Here is an 18,856-nt window from a genome sequence, read left to right as displayed (position 1 = left end):
TTTGTAAACTTAAATTTATTTTTATTGGATTATTAATATTCTGTTGAAGTATTATTCTCTTCTGAAGTTTTAATTTCAAGATCTTCATCCTCATCTTGTTTTGCTATTTTAGCAACGGCTGCAATAGAATCTTCATCTTTTAAGTTGATAAGTTTTACACCTTGCGTAGCTCTACCCATAACTCGGAGTTCATTTACAGACATCCTTATAGCAACACCAGATTTTTTTATTATCATTAAATCTTCATCATCTGTTACACTTTTCATAGCAACAAGTGAACCAGTTTTTTCAGAAATAGTGATGGTTTTTACTCCTTTACCACCACGATTTGTGATGCGATAAATTTGTTCACCATCTTCATCATCTATAAAAGTACGTTTTCCATACCCGTTTTCTGAAACAACTAAAATAGTTTCTTCTTTAGGTTTGTTAACTGTAACCATTCCAACAACTTCATCATTATCATCTGCAAGTTTTATGCCACGAACTCCTGAGGCGTTTCTACCCATTGGTCTTGTTTTATCCTCTTCAAAGCGAATGGCTTTACCACTTTTAACGGCAAGCATCACGTGGCTATCGCCTGTTGTTAATGCTGCTGAAAGTAATTCATCTCCATCTTTAATAGTGATGGCATTAATACCATTACTACGTGGACGAGAATATTGTTCTAAAACTGTTTTCTTGATTTGACCTTTTTTTGTTGCCATGACAACATAATGACTGTTGATAAATTCTTCATCGTTTAAATCTTCAACACAAATGAAGGCATTAATCTTATCATCAGGTTCAATACTAATTAAGTTTTGGATTGCTCGACCCTTAGAAGTTTTACTACCTTCAGGAATTTCATAAACTCTCATCCAAAAACATTTTCCTTTTTGGGTAAAAAATAACATGTATTGGTGATTGGTTCCTGCAAAGATATATTCTAAAAAGTCTTCATCTCTTGTTGTAGATGCTTTTTGCCCTACTCCACCACGACTTTGGGTTTTGTATTCAGCTAATGGTGTACGTTTAATATAACCCGCATGTGAAATTGTTACAACAACACTTTCATTAGGTATCATATCTTCAATACTGACATCACCGCCAGCCAAATTAATAATAGAGCGTCTTTCATCACCATACTTCTCTTTAATTTCAAGAAGTTCATCTTTTATGATTTGCATCCTGCGATCTTCATTGGCTAGAATATCTTTTAAATCATCGATGGTTTTCATGAGCTCTTCATATTCTGAACGAAGTTTATCTTGTTCTAAACCTGTGAGTTGTCGCAATCGCATCTCTACAATTGCTTTTGCTTGAATTTCAGTTAAACTAAAACGTTCAATCAGTTTAGTTCTAGCCTCTTCAGCATTTTTTGAACCTCTTATAATAGCTATAACTTCATCTATATTGTCTGATGCAATGATTAGTCCTTCTAAAATATGAGCGCGTTCTTCGGCTTTTTTCAAAAGATATTTTGTTCTTCTAATCACCACATCATGTCTATGGTCTACAAAATGAACAATAAGGTCTTTTAAATTCAATTGTTCAGGTCGACCATTTACAAGTGCGATATTATTAACGCTAAATGAAGTTTGTAGTGCAGTATGTTTAAATAATGTATTTAAAACAACATTAGGAACTGCGTCGCGCTTTAAAAAATAAACGATACGCATTCCATTACGGTCAGATTCGTCTCTTATTAATGAAATTCCTTCAATTTTTTTGTCGTTAACCATGTCAGCAGTTTTTTTAATCATATCTGCTTTGTTAACCTGATAAGGAATTTCGGTTACAATGATGCATTCTTTTCCATTGACTTCCTCAAAGTGGGTTTTAGCTCTCATAACTACACGACCTCTACCTGTTTTGAAAGCTTCTCTTACACCTTCATAACCATAAATAATTCCACCTGTTGGAAAGTCAGGAGCTTTTATATACTCCATTAAACCTTCTACTTCAATTGAATTATCATTGATATAAGCTGTTGTACCATCAATAACTTCTGATAAATTATGAGGTGGCATATTAGTTGCCATACCTACGGCAATTCCACTTGCACCATTTACAAGTAAGTTAGGAATTCGGGTTGGTAAAACGGTAGGTTCTTCTAGAGTGTCATCAAAATTAAGCGAATAGTCTACGGTCTCTTTGTCAATATCAGCCAACATCTCTTCGCTTATCTTCTGCATTCTAGCCTCTGTATAACGCATAGCGGCCGGACTATCGCCATCTACAGAACCAAAATTACCTTGGCCATCGACTAACTGATAACGTAAGCTCCAACTTTGAGCCATTCTAACCATTGTATCATAAACGGATGTATCTCCATGTGGGTGATATTTACCAAGAACCTCACCAACAATTCTTGCGGATTTTTTGTGTGATTTATTTGATAATACTCCGAGTTCATGCATACCAAAAAGCACACGTCTATGCACGGGTTTCAAACCATCCCTAACATCTGGAAGTGCTCTAGAAACGATAACAGACATTGAATAATCAATGTAGGCTGTTTTCATTTCATCTTCGATATTAATAGGAATTAACTGTTCTCCTTCAGTCATATATTAAAATTTATTAAATTAAATTTGAAAGCTGCTAATTTACATAAAATAATAACTAATTTAGCAATATTACAAACCTAATCATCAATCTAAGATGCTAAGTTATTAACAACTGACATTTTTACAGTTTTTGTTTATAACATCTTAATTTATTAGTATTATTTTTATTGGTATTATAATTGATGATTTATCGAAAAATGATATTATGGATGATAACTTTTCACCAAAAGTAAAAGACGTAATCGCTTCAAGCAAGGAAGAAGCTTTAAGATTAGGCCATGATTTTATTGGAACCGAGCATTTAATGTTAGGCTTACTACGTGATGGTTCTAGTAAAGCTGTCAATATTCTTGGTGCATTAAATACAGATTTAGAATTAATTCGGAGAAAGGTTGAAATTTTAAATCCTTCAGACCACGAAAACACTAATTTCAATAAAGATAAAAAGAACCTTCATTTAACTCGTCAGGCTGAACGTGCACTTAAAACCACTTTTCTAGAAGCTAAACTTTTCCAAAATTCATTAATTAATACAGCACATCTGTTATTGTGTATTTTAAGGAATGAAAACGATCCAACTACAAAGCTTTTAAATAAGTATAATATAGACTATGATAATGTTAAAGAAGAATTTAAATCTATGATGACACAAGATGGTGATTACCAGGATTTGCCTACCGATAGTTATCAAGGAGAGTCTTCACCAGAAGGCGATTCCGATAAAAACCCTTTTTCAGGGAGTGCTTCAAGTAAATCTAAGTCAGCCAAAAAATCAAAAACACCTGTTTTAGATAATTTTGGTCGAGACTTAACAGCTATGGCTGAAGAAGGTAAACTTGACCCTGTTGTTGGTCGAGAAACTGAAATTGAACGCGTTTCACAAATACTAAGCCGTAGAAAAAAGAATAATCCTTTATTAATAGGTGAACCTGGAGTTGGCAAATCTGCTATAGCTGAAGGTTTAGCGCTTCGTATTGTTAACCGCAAGGTTTCAAGAATATTATATGATAAACGATTAGTTACACTAGATCTTGCTAGTTTAGTAGCAGGAACAAAGTATCGCGGTCAATTTGAAGAACGCATGAAAGCGGTTATGAATGAACTCGAAAAAAATGAAGATATCATACTATTTATCGATGAAATTCACACCATTGTTGGTGCTGGCGGTGCTACAGGCAGTTTAGATGCTAGTAATATGTTTAAGCCAGCATTAGCTAGAGGCGAAATTCAGTGCATAGGTGCCACTACCCTAGATGAATATAGACAGCATATTGAAAAAGACGGCGCTCTTGAAAGACGTTTTCAAAAAATTATTGTTCAACCAACTTCTATTGATGAAACTGTTGAAATATTAAACAACATTAAAAGTAAATATGAAGATCATCATAGCGTTACTTTTACTGATGAAGCGATTGATGCTTGTGTTAAATTAACTAATCGTTATATGACTGAACGATTTTTACCAGACAAAGCTATTGATGCACTAGATGAAGCTGGTAGTCGAGTACACATGACCAACATCAATGTTCCTCAACGCATTATTGAAATTGAAAAAGAACTCGAGGAAATAAAAGAATTAAAAAATTCGGTTGTTAAAAAGCAAAAGTATGAAGAAGCAGCTAAATTAAGAGATGACGAAAAAACGCTTGAAAATAAATTAGCTGAAGCTCAAGAAGAATGGGAAAAAGAATCTAAAGAAAATAGAGTTTCTGTAAATGAAGAACATATTGCAGATGTGGTTTCTATGATGACAGGTATTCCAGTTAATCGGATTGCTAAAACTGAAAGCAATAAGTTGGCAGAATTACCTGAAACAATTAAAGGTAAAGTAATTGGTCAAGACCAAGCAGTATCTAAAGTTGTAAAAGCTATTCAAAGAAACCGAGCTGGACTAAAAGATCCTAACCGACCAATAGGCTCATTTTTCTTTTTAGGACAAACAGGTGTTGGTAAAACACAATTAGCCAAAGTCCTAGCACGTGAATTATTTGATAATGAAGAAGCTTTAGTTAGATTAGATATGAGTGAATATATGGAGAAATTTGCCGTGTCTCGATTAATTGGTGCTCCTCCAGGCTATATTGGTTACGAAGAAGGTGGTCAATTAACTGAAAAAGTAAGACGTAAACCATACGCTGTAATTTTACTTGATGAAGTAGAAAAAGCACATCCAGATGTGTTTAATATGTTGTTACAAGTATTAGATGATGGCCATTTAACAGATAGCTTAGGAAGGAAAGTAGATTTCAGGAACACTATTATTATTATGACATCTAATGTTGGTGCTAGAAAATTAAAAGACTTCGGTACAGGTGTAGGATTTGGGACACAGGCGCAAAAATCTCAAGAACAAGATAATAGTCGTAAAGTTATTGAAGGTGCGCTTAAAAAGGCATTTTCACCTGAATTTTTAAACCGTGTTGATGATGTCATTATCTTCAACGCACTTGAAAAAGAAGATGTTGAAAAAATCATTAATATTGAACTAAAACAATTGTATAGTAGAATTGAAGAAATTGGCTACAAATTCAAATTGTCTGATTCAGCTAAAAGTTTTATTGCAGAAAAAGGTTATGACAAGCAATATGGTGCTAGGCCACTTAATAGAGCTATACAAAAATATATTGAAGATGCACTTGCTGAAAAAATCGTTAATTCAGATATAGAAGAAGGCGATTCAATTATGATGGATTACAATGAAGGTGATGAAGAGCTTAGTATTTCTATAAATAAGTTATCCTCTACAGAAGAAGCATAATACGTAAAATCAAATAGTTTATAAACCACTTCACCTTTGGAGTGGTTTTTTATTTTAGTTTGAAGCCTTTTTCTCAAACATTTTTTTTACAACAAAAACATGTGGAATAGTTACTGATGCAATAAAAGCAAATAAAATAGAAAGTATGTATTTGGTATCTTTTAATAATAAATAAAATACAATTAAGCCTATAATTGAAATCAACCAATACGTCAATGACTGTTTAAGGTATATCAAAACATTTTGAAAATTAAAACCTCCAAAGCTGAAATCTATTTGGTCTTTTAATGATGGTAAGCTATGCCACAAAACAAAATATAAAGCAAAACTCCATATTAAACCAGACACATAAAATGAAGCTGTAAATACCAATAAATAAAATAAGTTTAAAACGATAGTTGATGTTTTAACGTTTATTTTTTTTGTACATAAAATATAACTACTCAAGGTTAAAAAAGCACTTACCAAAACATTGAAAAAATAAATTGTATTTGTTACTTTAAAATCACTCAAATTTTCAATAATTAAGGTAGATTCAGCTTGATTGAAGTATAAAATTAAACCGATAACTAAATTACCATAACATATAAAAAAAAACTGCTTGATGTAATTAGGTGCACTTAAAAATACTTTTTGCCAATGTTGCTCACCAAAATGATAAGCACTAGTAAGAATAAAAACAGGTAAACTAACAATAGGAATCAAATAAAAAGCAACAGCAAAAGAAATGATAAAGAACGAGTAATAAAAAATGTACTTTAAAATAGGCTGCTGTCTTTGAATATTTTTTATTAAAAAAATGTCGTTAGAGCCGTGAATTAAGCCAATACTTAATATGCCTAAAAGACCAATAGAAGTTTTAATTTGTTCAGGTAAGTAAAATCCAATCCAAACAAGAAAAAAATTTAATACAATAATGTAATTATAAAGTTTTGCCATTGTTCTCTACATTATCGACAAATATAATTTAAAAAGTTTTCTTAAAATGAAATAATTGTGTTTAAGTTTTGGGTATATTTGATTAAACAAATTTTAAATTTAAAAGCTATGAGAACTTTTATGTATTTATTGTCTGACATGACCAAGATGGCAACTGATGATTATGTCGGATTTACTTTTTTTGTAGGTAGTATGGCCATGATGGCTGCATCTGCCTTTTTCTTTTTATCATTAAATCAGTTTGATAAAAAGTGGAGAACTTCAGTTTTAGTGTCTGGTTTAATTACATTTATTGCAGCAGTACACTATTTCTACATGCGTGATTACTGGGATGCTTTTCAAGAATCTCCAACATTTTTCAGATATGTTGACTGGGTTCTAACAGTTCCATTAATGTGTGTTGAATTCTTTTTAATTTTGAGAGCAGCTGGCGCTAAGCGTTCGTTAATGTGGCGTTTAATTTTCTTCTCTGTAATTATGCTAGTTACAGGTTACTTTGGAGAAGCAGTTATGAGAGATGCTTCATGGCAATGGGGCTTAATTTCAGGTATTGCGTACTTTGTGATTGTTTATGATATCTGGTTAGGTAAAGCAAGAAAACTCGCAGAGAATGCAGGTGGAGATGTACTTAAAGCTCACAAAATTTTATGTTGGTTTGTATTAGTCGGATGGGCTATTTATCCAGTAGGTTACATATTAGGTACACCTGGTGGTTTATTCGGAATCGATTTTGGAGTAGATGCATCATTCATGGATGTTGTATATAACATTGGAGATGCTGTTAATAAAATCGGATTTGGTTTAGTAATTTATAGCTTAGCAGTGAAATCTTCAAAATAAATTTGTAACAACCAACTAAAAATTTTAAAGACCGAAAATTTTTTCGGTCTTTTTTTGTGCTTACTAAAAGTGATTTATATGGAATAATAAATGATTTTAAAATTTCATTCTTATTTTCGCAAATTACATTTAAAAATCTATGCTTGTAAACGAAACAAAAAAATTAACTTCAACAGAAGTTGAAACACTTAACAAAAAATATAAAACATTAAATATTCACCAACGTATAAAAGAACTTTACAAAGATTTCGAATTGGAAGATGTCATGGTAACCAGTTCTTTCGCAGCGACATCAGCATTTTTACTAAAGCTTTTTTCTGAAATTAATAAGTCGCAAGAAATTTATTTTATAGACACAGGTTATCATTTTGATGAAACCATAGCCTATAAAGAACAGTTGACGAAAACTTATGGATTAAATGTTAAGTCTGTTAGTGCCTTAAAACATGAGCATGAATTTACTACTAAAGACAAAACATGGACAAAAAACCCTGATTTTTGTTGCTCAATTAATAAGGTTAAGCCGTTAGAAGTAATTAAAGAAAATTATAATGTTTGGGTTTCAGGATTAATGGAATGGCAAAGCGATCACCGTTCTACACTAAATTTTTTTGAACAACGTGGTGAAATACTTAAATTTTATCCTTTGTTAGATGTCACCAAAAAAGAAAGAGATGAATTTATTAAAAAACACAACTTACCATTTCACCCATTAGTTAGTCAAGGTTACCATTCTATTGGATGTAAGCATTGCACAGTACCAGGAAAAGACCGAAGTGGTAGATGGAATAATAACCCAAAAACAGAATGTGGTCTTCATTTATAAAAATTTTATTACCTTGTTTAGCATAGTACTGTAACAAAATAAATATCTAGTCGTCTATTTAATACATATCAATCATTAAAAACGAATAATTATGGACGCAACTCTTGCTAAATCAGGATTCAATTCTAGTCGACAATCTATTTCTAGAGCTGAAAAATTAGAATTTAAGAAAACACGTTTAATTTATTGGAATAGTAAACGTCGTTTTTAAATTATAAAAGCGCTCGAAAGAGCGCTTTTATTAATTAGAGTGTTTTCATTTCAGGATCAAGATCAGCTTCAAGACTTTCTAAGAATGAAATAATTAATTCGACTTCTTCATCTGATATGTCTTTATTACTTTGAAGCTTAGCCATAATTTTTATACTTTCTTCTAAGCTCTCTACAGAACCATCGTGAAAATAGGGACCTGTTTTGGTTATATTTCGTAAACTAGGTACTTTAAAAATATACTCGTCACTAGATTTACCGGTAACTTCAGCTAAACCTTTATCAATTTTTTTACTTTTAGTATATTCCCAATAATCGCCAAATAGTCCGAATTTTTGCATCATACCACCTCCAAGAGCTACACCGCTATGGCAGGTTATACAAGCATTACTTATAAAAGCCTTTAAACCTTCTTTTTGCTTTGCAGTTAAAGCGTTTTCATCACCATCTAAATAACGGTCAAACTGGCTTACAGGTGTCATTTGTCTTTCAAATGCACCGATAGCATTTGTAAGATTTTCAAAGGTTAAACCACTTTCAGGATATATTTGGTTAAAGCTATTAACATAAGCATCTATTTTTTTTAGCTTTTCAACAAGATAAAGTGTATCTGGTATTGAATGCTCAACTGGGTTTAAAATAGGCATTCCAGCTTGTTCTTCAACATCTTTAGCTCTTCCATCCCAGAACTGTGAACTATGTAAATGTGCGTATAAGACGCTTGGTGAATTTCTTGTTCCAAATTCTTTAGTGTCACCAGGTGAAGTTGGAAGATTATCTACTCCAAATGTTGAAAGATTATGACATGAGTTACAACTTATTGTATTATTCTTAGATAAACGTTTATCGAAGTATAATTGTTTACCTAAATTTACTTTTCCATCATTAAAATCTTTTTTTTCTATTTGGGTAACCGATGCGAAAAAAGTATTTGCCTGCTTGTTGAGTTCAGATTTTTCTGGTACTTTTTTAACAGCATAAGTATCTTCATTAGATGAAGAATTACAGCTTATGAAGACAACTATAATCAAGATACTTAATATTGATTTCATTTTTTTTGCATTTAAAGCAGCTGATTTTTAATCAGCTGCTAAGTTATATAGTGTTATAATAAAGTTGATGGGCAAACGTATTCGGTGACTTCAATATCATCTTCTAAAATTTTATCAAATCCGCCACGAACATCTACAAAGTTGTCAAACCCTCGTTGCTTCAATATTGAAGCAGCAATCATACTTCTGTAACCGCCTTGACAGTGAATTGCAAATTTCTCTTTTGGCAATTCAGCTAAGTGCTTATTAATTTCATTTAATGGAATATTTTCTGCACCAACAACGTGTTGCGAATCATATTCACTTCTTTTACGAACATCTATAATCTTTACGCTATCGTTTGTTAACAAGCTATCTAAATTATCTACATCTATTCGTGTAACTTGGTCTAACTCTTTTCCTGCCTCTTTCCAGGTATTTATTCCTCCTTTTAAATAACCAATAGAATAATCGTAGCCAACGCGAGCTAACCTTATAATGCTTTCTTCTTCTTTACCAGGCTCAGTTACTAATAATATAGGCTGTTTAATGTCTGGAATAAGTTCGCCAACCCATTGTGCAAAGTTATTGTCTAAACCAATATTAATACTATTAGGGATAAAACCATCTTTAAAGACTTCAGCTTCTCTAGTATCAAGAATTAGAGCTTTAGTTTCGTTTGCAGCAGCTTCAAAAGCATCAGCATTAAGTGGTTGTTGTCCACGTTCAATGACTTGATCGATACTGTCGTAACCTTGGATATTCATAAGTACATTTTTTGGGAAATATCCTGGAGGCGCGGTAAGTCCGTCAAGTAACTCTTTAATAAATTCATCTTTAGTCATATCTGCTCTTAAAGCATAATTGGTTTCTTTTTGATGCCCAAGTGTATCGGTGGTTTCTTGACTCATCATTTTACCACAGGCACTTCCGGCTCCATGGTTTGGATAAACTATTAAATCATCAGATAATGGCATAATTTTATTTCTCAACGAATCAAAAAGATGCCCAGCAAGTTTTTCTTCTGTTAAATCTTCTATGACGTGTTGTGCTAAATCTGGGCGTCCTACATCACCGATAAATAAAGTGTCTCCTGTAATAATTCCATGTTCTTTACCATTTTCATCAACTAATAAGTAGGTGGTTGACTCCATAGTATGTCCAGGAGTATGAATAACTTTTACCGTATAGCGACCAACTTTAAATTCTTGGTTGTCTTCAGCAATTAAAGCGTCGAAACCAGGTTTAGCGGTAGGACCATATATTATTTTTGCGCCTGTTTTTTTAGCTAAGTCTAAGTGACCACTGACAAAATCAGCATGAAAATGTGTTTCGAACACATACTTAATATTAGCTTGATCTTCATTAGCTTTATCAATATAAGGTTGAACTTCTCTTAATGGATCAAAAATGGCAGCTTCTCCTTGATCTTCTAAGTAATAAGCTGCGTGAGCTATGCATCCTGTATAAATTTGTTCTACTTTCATAATTCTAATTTTAAATTTTTAGCTAATTTAAAATTGAAGCTTATTTTGAAGTGTAATAAAAGTAACACAAACAGGGTAAATACAGTAAAATATGATATATGTCAGTTTTCTACTTAATAAAAAAGCTGAAAACTAATTTTAAAATCTTAAAAATCAGTTTTCAGCCTTATTTTTCAATAAGATATAACTTTTTTATAATCGTTCATTAATTTTATGAAGAACGTGTAAAGACAGGCTCATTTGCTTTTTGGGTTTCATTAGGGTTAAATTGATAACCTTCTAAATTGAAAGCCATAATATCTTCAAGACGTTCAGCTTCAGTTTCGACTAGGTATTTTGCCATTACACCTCTAGCCTTCTTCGCGTAAAAACTGATAACTTTATACTTTCCATTTTTAAAATCTTTAAATACTGGTGAAATGACATCAGATTTAAGTTGTTTATGATTTATAGCTTTAAAATATTCTTGACTAGCTAGGTTGATGACTATTTCATCATTAGAAAGTTCAGTATTGAGATAACCTGTTAATTTAGATTTCCAAAAATCGTACAAGTTATTCGAATCATTAATTTTAAGTTTTGTACCCATTTCTAAACGATAAGGAGACATTACATCAAACGGTCTTAAAATTCCATACATGCCAGATAAAATACGAATAGTATTCTGTAAAAATTTGTAGTGATTTTCAGAAATAGAATTAATATTGAGACCGTCATAAACATCGCCATTAAACATAAATACTGCAGGACGATCGTTAGAATTGTCTTTTGCCTTTTTAGCCGCATACCGATCTATATTTAATGCTGCAATTTTATCACTAATAGACATTAAATCTTTTAATTGAGATCTGTTGAGTTCTGCTAGTTTGCTATTGAGTATATCTGATTCTTTTCTGAAGATTAATTCAGTAGAGTATTTATTTGAATAATCAGACTCTAAATCGAGTGATTTTGCGGGCGAAAGTAAAATTTTCATTATATTTTTTTTTAGTAAAGTTAGTAAGTTGATTGAATTTCATAAACATCTTTTTTAATTATTTAATTATAATGAGATAAGTTTTATATATATTTATGCTAATTTATTATATATATGCTAAATTTATATAGTTATGAAAAACTGCCCTCAATGTAACTCTGATAAAATCATTAAAAGTGGTATTGTTAACAGCAAACAACGCTATCAATGTAAAAAATGTAATTACTATTTTACCGTAAATAAATTAGGTAAGCAAATTGATAATTATTATGTTACTAAGGCTTTGCAATTATATTTAGAAGGTTTGTCATATAGAGAAATAGAGCGAATTTTAGGAGTTTCTCATGTAAGTATCATGAATTGGGTAAAAAAATACAAAGTCAACCGAATTAAACAAACAGACTATCATCCAACTTATAAAATTTTAAATCATTCAGAACTTGCTGATTACTTCAAGAATCGTGAACAATTAAAAGGTGCCGGAGTTATTATAACAGAGCTTGGTGACAAATATATGCTTATAAAATGGGAAAGATTTAGAGAATAACTATAGACTTAGCAAAAAACTATATTAATTTTTATTTAATATTTTATTTGACACATATTTGGTTTTGAGTTTACATCAAAAAATAAACCGTAATAATCAAAATATGATAAAAAATGAAATTAAAACCTAACTATCTTTTAATATTTTTCTTTTTAATTTGCATTATTCCTATATGTCGAAGTCAAGGCTCATTATACTACGATGGCGGTTTTAAAATTAAATTCGGTGAAAATAAAGATAAATTTTTAAGAATTATTTCTTGGGTGCAAGCCCAGTATAATTATTCAGAAGAAGTTCCAGAAAATGAGTCAAATTATAATTTTCAGTTACGACGTGCTAGACTCCTATTAATAGGACAAATAACCAAGGATTTTACAATAGTAACCCATCTTGGATTGAATAACTTAAATGCAAATACAATGAGTCCTACCGGTGTTGGTGATGGTTCTCAATTGTTTATGCACGATGCATGGGCACAATATAATTTTAATGAAAAATTAAGTGTTGGTGGCGGTTTACATTATTTTAATGGTGTTTCAAGACTTAATAATCAAAGTACTTTAAACATGCTCACACTTGATAACAATAGAGCATCATGGGCTACACTTGGTTTAAGCGACCAATTTGCTCGACATATTGGTGTATTTGCCAAAGGAAAACTTGGTAAGCTAGAGTATCAATTAGCTATAAATGATGCTTCAGCTTCGTCACTCGATACAAGACAAATTAACTCTACTAACAGTGTTTATAGCGGTAGATCTGTCATTGGTTCCAAAACAGCTGGTAAAACTTATGCCGGTTATTTTTCTTATAATTTTTTAGATCAAGAATCTAACTATTTGCCCTATAAAGTTGGTTCATATTTAGGGACCAAGTCTGTTTTTAATTTAGGAGCTGGATTTTTTATGCATCCAAATGGTAGTGTGATTTTTGAAAACTTAGAGCCTAAAGGTGAAGATGTGAGTATTTTTGCTATAGATGCATTTTTCGACCAACCCTTAGGCAGTTTAGGAGCAGCTTTAACAGCTTATGCTGTTTTTCAAAAAAATGACTATGGAACAAATTATTTGTTTGGTCCTTATGGGACAGGCTCTATGTTTTATAGCCATGTCGGATATTTATTGAGTACAACTAAAACCGACTTAAAGTTACAGCCCTATGCTTCTATTTCTCAACAAAGCTTCGATATTTCTGAGGAAGATAGAACAATATTAGGCATCGGAATTAATGCTTATTTCAGTGGTCATAATTCAAAACTAACATTAGAATATAAAAATGAAAAATTTGGCGATGTAGAACAAACAATTGTGGGTCTACAAGCTATGATATATCTATAATTATAAACAAATGAAAAATTCAAAACAAAAAAAACAGGCACATGCAACGGCCTATTGGAAAGAGAATTTAAGATACCTAATCATACTTCTTAGTGTTTGGTTTATAGTGTCTTATGGAGCAGGAATTTTATTTAAAGACATTTTAAATGAAATAAAACTTGGTGGTTTTAAACTAGGATTTTGGTTTGCCCAACAAGGATCAATTTACATATTCATCATATTGATATTTGTTTATGTAAGACTTATGAATAAACTAGATAAAAAATACGGTTACGATAAATAAAAATACTATGGATTCTCAAACACTTACTTATATTTTTGTCGGTATTTCATTTGCTATCTATATAGGAATAGCTATTTGGAGCCGAGCAGGTTCAACTAAAGAATTTTATGTAGCTGGTGGAGGCGTTTCTCCACTTGCTAACGGTATGGCAACTGCCGCTGACTGGATGTCTGCAGCTTCATTTATTTCAATGGCTGGAATCATATCCTTTATGGGATACGACGGTTCTGTTTTTTTAATGGGTTGGACTGGAGGCTTTGTTTTATTAGCTCTCTTACTGGCTCCCTATCTTAGAAAATTTGGTAAATTTACTGTCCCAGATTTTATAGGAGATCGTTATTACTCTAAAGTTGCTCGTTCGGTAGCTGTTATTTGTGCCCTGTTAGTATCATTTACTTACATAGCAGGACAAATGCGTGGTGTTGGTGTAGTATTTTCACGATTTTTAGAAGTCGAAATTGAAACAGGTGTAATTATAGGGATGATTATTGTTCTTTTTTATGCTGTTTTAGGTGGCATGAAAGGCATTACGTACACGCAAGTTGCACAGTATTGTGTTTTAATTTTTGCCTTTCTTGTTCCAGCAATTTTTATTTCCTTTCAAGTAACAGGAAACCCTATACCAATGTTCGGCATGGGCGATACACTTGTTAATCAACCTGATACATATATGTTAGATAAGCTAGATGGATTAAGTCAAGAACTTGGTTTTAATGCTTATACTGAAGGTTCTAAAAATATTGTTGATGTATTTGCGATTACGCTCGCACTAATGGTTGGTACAGCAGGACTTCCACACGTGATTGTAAGATTTTTTACAGTAAAAAGAGTTAGAGATGCAAGAAAATCAGCCGGGTTTGCTCTCTTATTTATCGGTATTCTTTACATAACTGCCCCAGCAGTAGCGTCTTTTGGTAAATTGAATATGTTAGAAACGGTAAACAAAAAGAAGTATACAGAAATGCCAGAATGGTTTACAACTTGGGAAGACCTTGGCCTTTTAGCTTGGACTGATAAAGATGCAGATGGTATAATACAATATTTAGGTGAAGCTAAAGAAGGTGGTGCTGCTCTTACAGGTATTCCTGAATTTGAAGAAAAATTAAGAGGTGAAAGTGGCGAGCGAATTGTTAAAAATCCTTCATCTAATAAAAATGAGCTTTATGTAGACCAAGATATCATGGTTTTGGCTAATCCAGAGATTGCTAAATTACCTAATTGGGTTATAGCTTTAGTGGCAGCTGGATGTTTAGCCGCAGCACTATCAACTGCTGCAGGTTTATTATTAGTAATTTCTTCTTCAGTATCTCACGATTTAATTAAAAAAATGGTTTACCCAAAAATTACAGATAAAGGAGAATTAATAGCAGCACGACTTTCATCGGTTGCAGCAGTGGTTGTTGCAGGATATTTTGGTATTAATCCGCCTGGTTTTGTGGCTGCAGTTGTAGCTTTAGCTTTTGGTCTTGCAGCAGCCTCATTCTTTCCTGCAATTATTTTAGGTATTTTTTATAAGCGAATGAATAAGGAAGGTGCAATTGCTGGAATGGTAGTTGGTATTTCATTGATGTTATTTTATATGTTAAAATTTAAGTTTGATTTCTTTGGTGGAGGAACTAGTGATGATTGGTGGTTTGGTATTTCGCCAGAAGGCTTTGGTTCGATAGCTATGATAGTAAACTTTGTTGTGTCTATTAGTATTAGTAAATTTACTCCTGCACCACCACAAAATGTTCAAGATATGGTTGAAAATGTCAGAATTCCAAGTGGTGCTGGTGAAGCAACTGGTCATTAATATTTTATAAGAAACCTTAAAGATGAAAAAAAGACACCAACAGAAGTTAATTCTACTTTCTATTTCACTGGTTGTACTTTTAAATTTACCGCTTTTGTTTATTTATAACAAAGCGGTAATCATCTTCGGGATACCTTTATTTTATATTTCAATCTTTACAATCTGGCTGTTAGGCAGTTGTATTTCATATATTATACTAAGGCGTTTTTATGAATAATTGGAGTATTATTCTGATCATATTAGGTTATTTAGGGCTTTTGTTTTTTATTGCTTTTTGGGCTGAAAGAAACAAGCGCTCTAAATTAGTCAATAGCCCTTACGTTTATGCCTTATCTCTTGCAGTATACTGTTCTGCCTGGACTTATTATGGCAGTGTTGGTATGGCTGCTCGAACTGGAGTAGAATTTTTAACTATCTACTTGGGCCCTATTATTGCTGCACCATTATGGATAATTGTTCTTAAAAAAATTATCCAACTATCTAAAATTTATAACGTTTCGAGCATAGCAGACTTTATTTCACTTCGTTACGGTAATAACCGTTCGCTAGGTGCTGTGGTTGCTGTAATATGTGCCTTAAGCATTATACCTTATATTGCATTGCAACTTAAAGCTTTATCCGAAAGTTTTCAAATTATATCTCAAGGTTCTACTCATAGCATTATTGGTCAATATTTATTAACAGATTCTACATTTTATATCGCTCTGTTATTAGCGGTATTTTGTGTTTTTTACGGTACTATTACTTTTGATGCTTCTAAACAAAAAAAAGGAATCTTTTTTTCGATTGCTTTTGAATCTTTAGTTAAACTCATCATATTTATAATTATCGGAATTTATATCTGTTTTTATGTTTTTGATGGAGGAAATTCAATAATAACTGAAGTTTCAAAAAGTTTCAATATAAATAAACTAAGTACTGTTGAAGGTATCACAGGTGGAATCAACTGGTATTTTAGTATTGTATTATCATTCTTGGCAATATTTCTATTACCACGTCAATTCCAAGCATCTGTTGTTGAATATAGTCATAATAAACAGCTAAAAGTGGCTATTTGGCTATTTCCGTTGTACTTATTATTGTTTAACGTCTTTGTTATTTTTATAGCTTGGGCAGGATTAGCTTTATTTTCTTCAACTGATAATGCTGATTATTTTACATTGTTAATTCCACTATCCCTTGGTAATCACTGGCTAGCCTTAATGGTATTTCTTGGGGGTTTATCAGCTGTTATTTCTATGGTGGTTGTGTCAACTTTAGCACTTTCAACAATGCTGAGTAATAACTTAATTATACCTTATGTATTTTTAAAAAAATTTCAAAAAAACTCGTCAAATAATAATCAAAAATCCATTAAAAATATTCGCCGAGTAAGTATTTTTATGCTAATTGCGATAGCTTATTTGCTCTATGCCTTTGTAAATCCATCAGTTTCTTTATTTTCAATAGGTTTAGTTTCTTTTTTACTAATTGTACAACTGGCACCATCATTCTTTGTAGGTCTGTTTTGGAATCGTGGTTCTGCTTTAGGTGCTAAAATAGGAATGGTTACAGGATGCTTGATTGTAATTTATACCTACCTTCTACCCTTTTTTACTTCAGCTATATTAGGTAACAATAATTTTATTGAGGACGGACTTTTTGGTATCGAAATGCTAAAGCCTTACAGCTTGTTTGGTGTAGATTTCTTAAGTCCATCTAATCATTCATTATTTTGGAGCTTAGCTGTAAATTTATTTTTATATGCCTATTTTTCTTTAGCAGTTAAAGGAAATTATCGCGAACGAAATTATGGTGAAGTGTTTACGAAAACATCCCAAATAATAGACTTACAAGAAGATGCTTACGTCTGGAAAGGTGAAGCCTATATTGCAGATATCCATAAGATTTGGGTTCAGTTTTTAGGTATTCAACGCGCCAATCGAGCACTAAATATATTTAAACGTCGCTATAATTTATCTGAAACTACAAAGATTGCAGATGCCCGATTTATTAACTTTTCAGAAAAACTACTTACTGGTGCTGTTGGTAGTGCTTCAGCTAAAATATTAATTTCAAATGTAGTTAAAGAAAAACCTGTATCGCTGGTAGAGGTCTTAAAAATTCTAGAAGAAAACAAAGAAGCTATTTCCATCAATAAATCGCTTAAAACTCAAAAGGAGCAATTATTTAAGCTCACTGAAGAATTAAAACAAGCTAACAAAACATTAACTCAACAAGACAAATTAAAAGATGATTTTCTTGATACAGTTGCTCATGAATTAAAAACACCAATAACATCAATTCAAGCTAGTAGCGAAATCCTTAAAGAGGATTCTGATATACCAGATGAAATTAAACAACAGTTTTTGAGTAACATTTTATTTGATACGCAACGAATTACAAATTTAATTAATGATATTTTAAATCTTGAAAAATTGGCCTCTGGTCGAGAATCACTTCAATTAAACGCTGAAAATATTACTGAAATTATTCAAAAAGCTGCTAATAGTTTTAAAGCAATAGTTCAAAAAAAGAAAATTTCTATTTCAATTGATTCTAAAACTAATGAAAATATAGCTGAAGTCGATTCTGATAAATTAATTCAAGTGTTTACAAACCTCATTTCAAATTCAATAAAATTTATTGAACCTAATCACGGTAAAATTGAAATTAAATTAAAGTCTTCTGAAAGTCTTGTCTTTATTGAAGTTTCAGATAATGGTAAAGGACTTGTTGAAGCTGATATCCCTTATATTTTTGATAAATTTTATCAATCAAACAATCAAACACTAAAAAAACCAGAAGGTAGCGGTTTTGGTTTAGCTATTTGCAAACAAATTATTAGCTTACATAAAGGCTCTATTGAAGTCAATAAAACATATACAAAAGGGGCTAGTTTTGTAATAAAACTACCAAAAACACATAGCTTATGAATAAAATTTTAATTGTAGACGACGAACCAAATATTGTCATGGCTTTAGATTATGCTTTGCAAAAACAAGGATTTAAAGTTCTTATTGCTCGTGATGGTCAAGAGGCTTTAAATATCGTTAAAACCGATATTCCTAAAGTTATTATTCTAGACATAATGATGCCAAAAGTTGATGGTTTTGAAGTTCTAAACCAACTCAAATCTGATCATAAAACTAAAAATATTACTGTACTAATCCTGAGTGCCAAAAATAAGGCTAAGGATATTGAAAATGGCTTAAAAGCTGGTGCTGACGAATATCTTGCTAAACCATTTTCAACTAAAAAATTAATCGAAAAAATTAAATCTTACTGTTAAAAAT

14 protein-coding genes are annotated in these 18,856 nt (G+C 31.7%); 9 read left to right on the top strand and 5 right to left on the bottom strand.

Annotation, left to right across the window (positions count from 1 at the left end):
* Window positions 1–32: 32 nt before the first annotated feature.
* The gene (gyrA, locus tag IMZ30_RS11490) at window positions 33–2,552 is read right to left on the bottom strand and encodes a DNA gyrase subunit A (RefSeq protein ID WP_207038436.1); all 2,520 of its coding nucleotides are present in this window, start codon (window positions 2,550–2,552) and stop codon (window positions 33–35) included.
* A gap of 205 nt (window positions 2,553–2,757) precedes the next feature.
* On the opposite strand from gyrA, the gene IMZ30_RS11485 reads away from it, so the two are divergent.
* Entirely contained in the window at window positions 2,758–5,310 is a 2,553-nt protein-coding gene (locus IMZ30_RS11485) for an ATP-dependent Clp protease ATP-binding subunit (RefSeq protein ID WP_207038435.1), read from the top strand.
* Between the two features lie 54 nt (window positions 5,311–5,364).
* On the opposite strand, the gene IMZ30_RS11480 is transcribed toward IMZ30_RS11485, so the two are convergent.
* Window positions 5,365–6,249, bottom strand: a complete 885-nt coding sequence (locus IMZ30_RS11480; RefSeq protein ID WP_207038434.1) for a Brp/Blh family beta-carotene 15,15'-dioxygenase — start codon at window positions 6,247–6,249, stop codon at window positions 5,365–5,367.
* A 108-nt stretch (window positions 6,250–6,357) separates the two neighbouring features.
* On the opposite strand from IMZ30_RS11480, the gene IMZ30_RS11475 reads away from it, so the two are divergent.
* Window positions 6,358–7,089 (top strand): bacteriorhodopsin-like, encoded by a 732-nt coding sequence (locus IMZ30_RS11475; RefSeq protein WP_242529665.1) that lies wholly within the window; start codon window positions 6,358–6,360, stop codon window positions 7,087–7,089.
* A gap of 139 nt (window positions 7,090–7,228) precedes the next feature.
* The gene (locus IMZ30_RS11470; RefSeq protein ID WP_207038433.1) at window positions 7,229–7,915 is read left to right on the top strand and encodes a phosphoadenylyl-sulfate reductase; all 687 of its coding nucleotides are present in this window, start codon (window positions 7,229–7,231) and stop codon (window positions 7,913–7,915) included.
* 245 nt (window positions 7,916–8,160) lie between these two features.
* Here the strand turns inward: IMZ30_RS11470 and IMZ30_RS11465 are convergent, their stop codons facing one another.
* From IMZ30_RS11465 to yaaA, 3 genes are all read right to left on the bottom strand, one after another.
* Window positions 8,161–9,177: a cytochrome-c peroxidase gene (locus IMZ30_RS11465; RefSeq protein WP_207038432.1), complete on the bottom strand. Its 1,017-nt coding sequence runs from the start codon at window positions 9,175–9,177 to the stop codon at window positions 8,161–8,163.
* Between the two features lie 53 nt (window positions 9,178–9,230).
* Window positions 9,231–10,643 (bottom strand): MBL fold metallo-hydrolase, encoded by a 1,413-nt coding sequence (locus IMZ30_RS11460; protein ID WP_207038431.1) that lies wholly within the window; start codon window positions 10,641–10,643, stop codon window positions 9,231–9,233.
* Window positions 10,644–10,854: 211 nt separating this feature from the next.
* Window positions 10,855–11,619, bottom strand: coding sequence for a peroxide stress protein YaaA (gene yaaA, locus IMZ30_RS11455; RefSeq protein WP_207038430.1), 765 nt, complete (start codon window positions 11,617–11,619; stop codon window positions 10,855–10,857).
* Window positions 11,620–11,752: 133 nt separating this feature from the next.
* Here yaaA and IMZ30_RS11450 point away from each other — a divergent pair, with 133 nt between their 5' ends.
* The 6 genes from IMZ30_RS11450 (at window position 11,753) to IMZ30_RS11425 (ending at window position 18,852) form a co-directional block, all read left to right on the top strand.
* Entirely contained in the window at window positions 11,753–12,166 is a 414-nt protein-coding gene (locus IMZ30_RS11450) for a terminase gpP N-terminus-related DNA-binding protein (RefSeq protein WP_207038429.1), read from the top strand.
* A gap of 113 nt (window positions 12,167–12,279) precedes the next feature.
* Window positions 12,280–13,503, top strand: coding sequence for a porin (locus IMZ30_RS11445; RefSeq protein ID WP_207038428.1), 1,224 nt, complete (start codon window positions 12,280–12,282; stop codon window positions 13,501–13,503).
* A 10-nt stretch (window positions 13,504–13,513) separates the two neighbouring features.
* On the top strand, window positions 13,514–13,786 hold the full coding sequence (locus tag IMZ30_RS11440; protein ID WP_207038427.1) for a DUF4212 domain-containing protein: 273 nt from the start codon (window positions 13,514–13,516) through the stop codon (window positions 13,784–13,786).
* A gap of 7 nt (window positions 13,787–13,793) precedes the next feature.
* Complete coding sequence (locus IMZ30_RS11435; protein WP_207038426.1) at window positions 13,794–15,581, top strand: sodium:solute symporter family protein; 1,788 nt, start codon at window positions 13,794–13,796, stop codon at window positions 15,579–15,581.
* A gap of 209 nt (window positions 15,582–15,790) precedes the next feature.
* On the top strand, window positions 15,791–18,496 hold the full coding sequence (locus IMZ30_RS11430) for a sensor histidine kinase (RefSeq protein ID WP_207038425.1): 2,706 nt from the start codon (window positions 15,791–15,793) through the stop codon (window positions 18,494–18,496).
* The gene (locus IMZ30_RS11425; protein WP_207038424.1) at window positions 18,493–18,852 is read left to right on the top strand and encodes a response regulator transcription factor; all 360 of its coding nucleotides are present in this window, start codon (window positions 18,493–18,495) and stop codon (window positions 18,850–18,852) included. The genes IMZ30_RS11430 and IMZ30_RS11425 overlap by 4 nt, the downstream gene beginning before the upstream one ends.
* Window positions 18,853–18,856 lie beyond the last annotated feature (4 nt).

This window comes from Psychroflexus sp. ALD_RP9, assembly GCF_017311165.1.
Taxonomy (GTDB): Bacteria; Bacteroidota; Bacteroidia; order Flavobacteriales; family Flavobacteriaceae; genus Psychroflexus.
The sequence above is the reverse complement of the archived record's forward strand: the minus strand, read 5'-3'. Positions and strand labels throughout refer to the sequence as shown.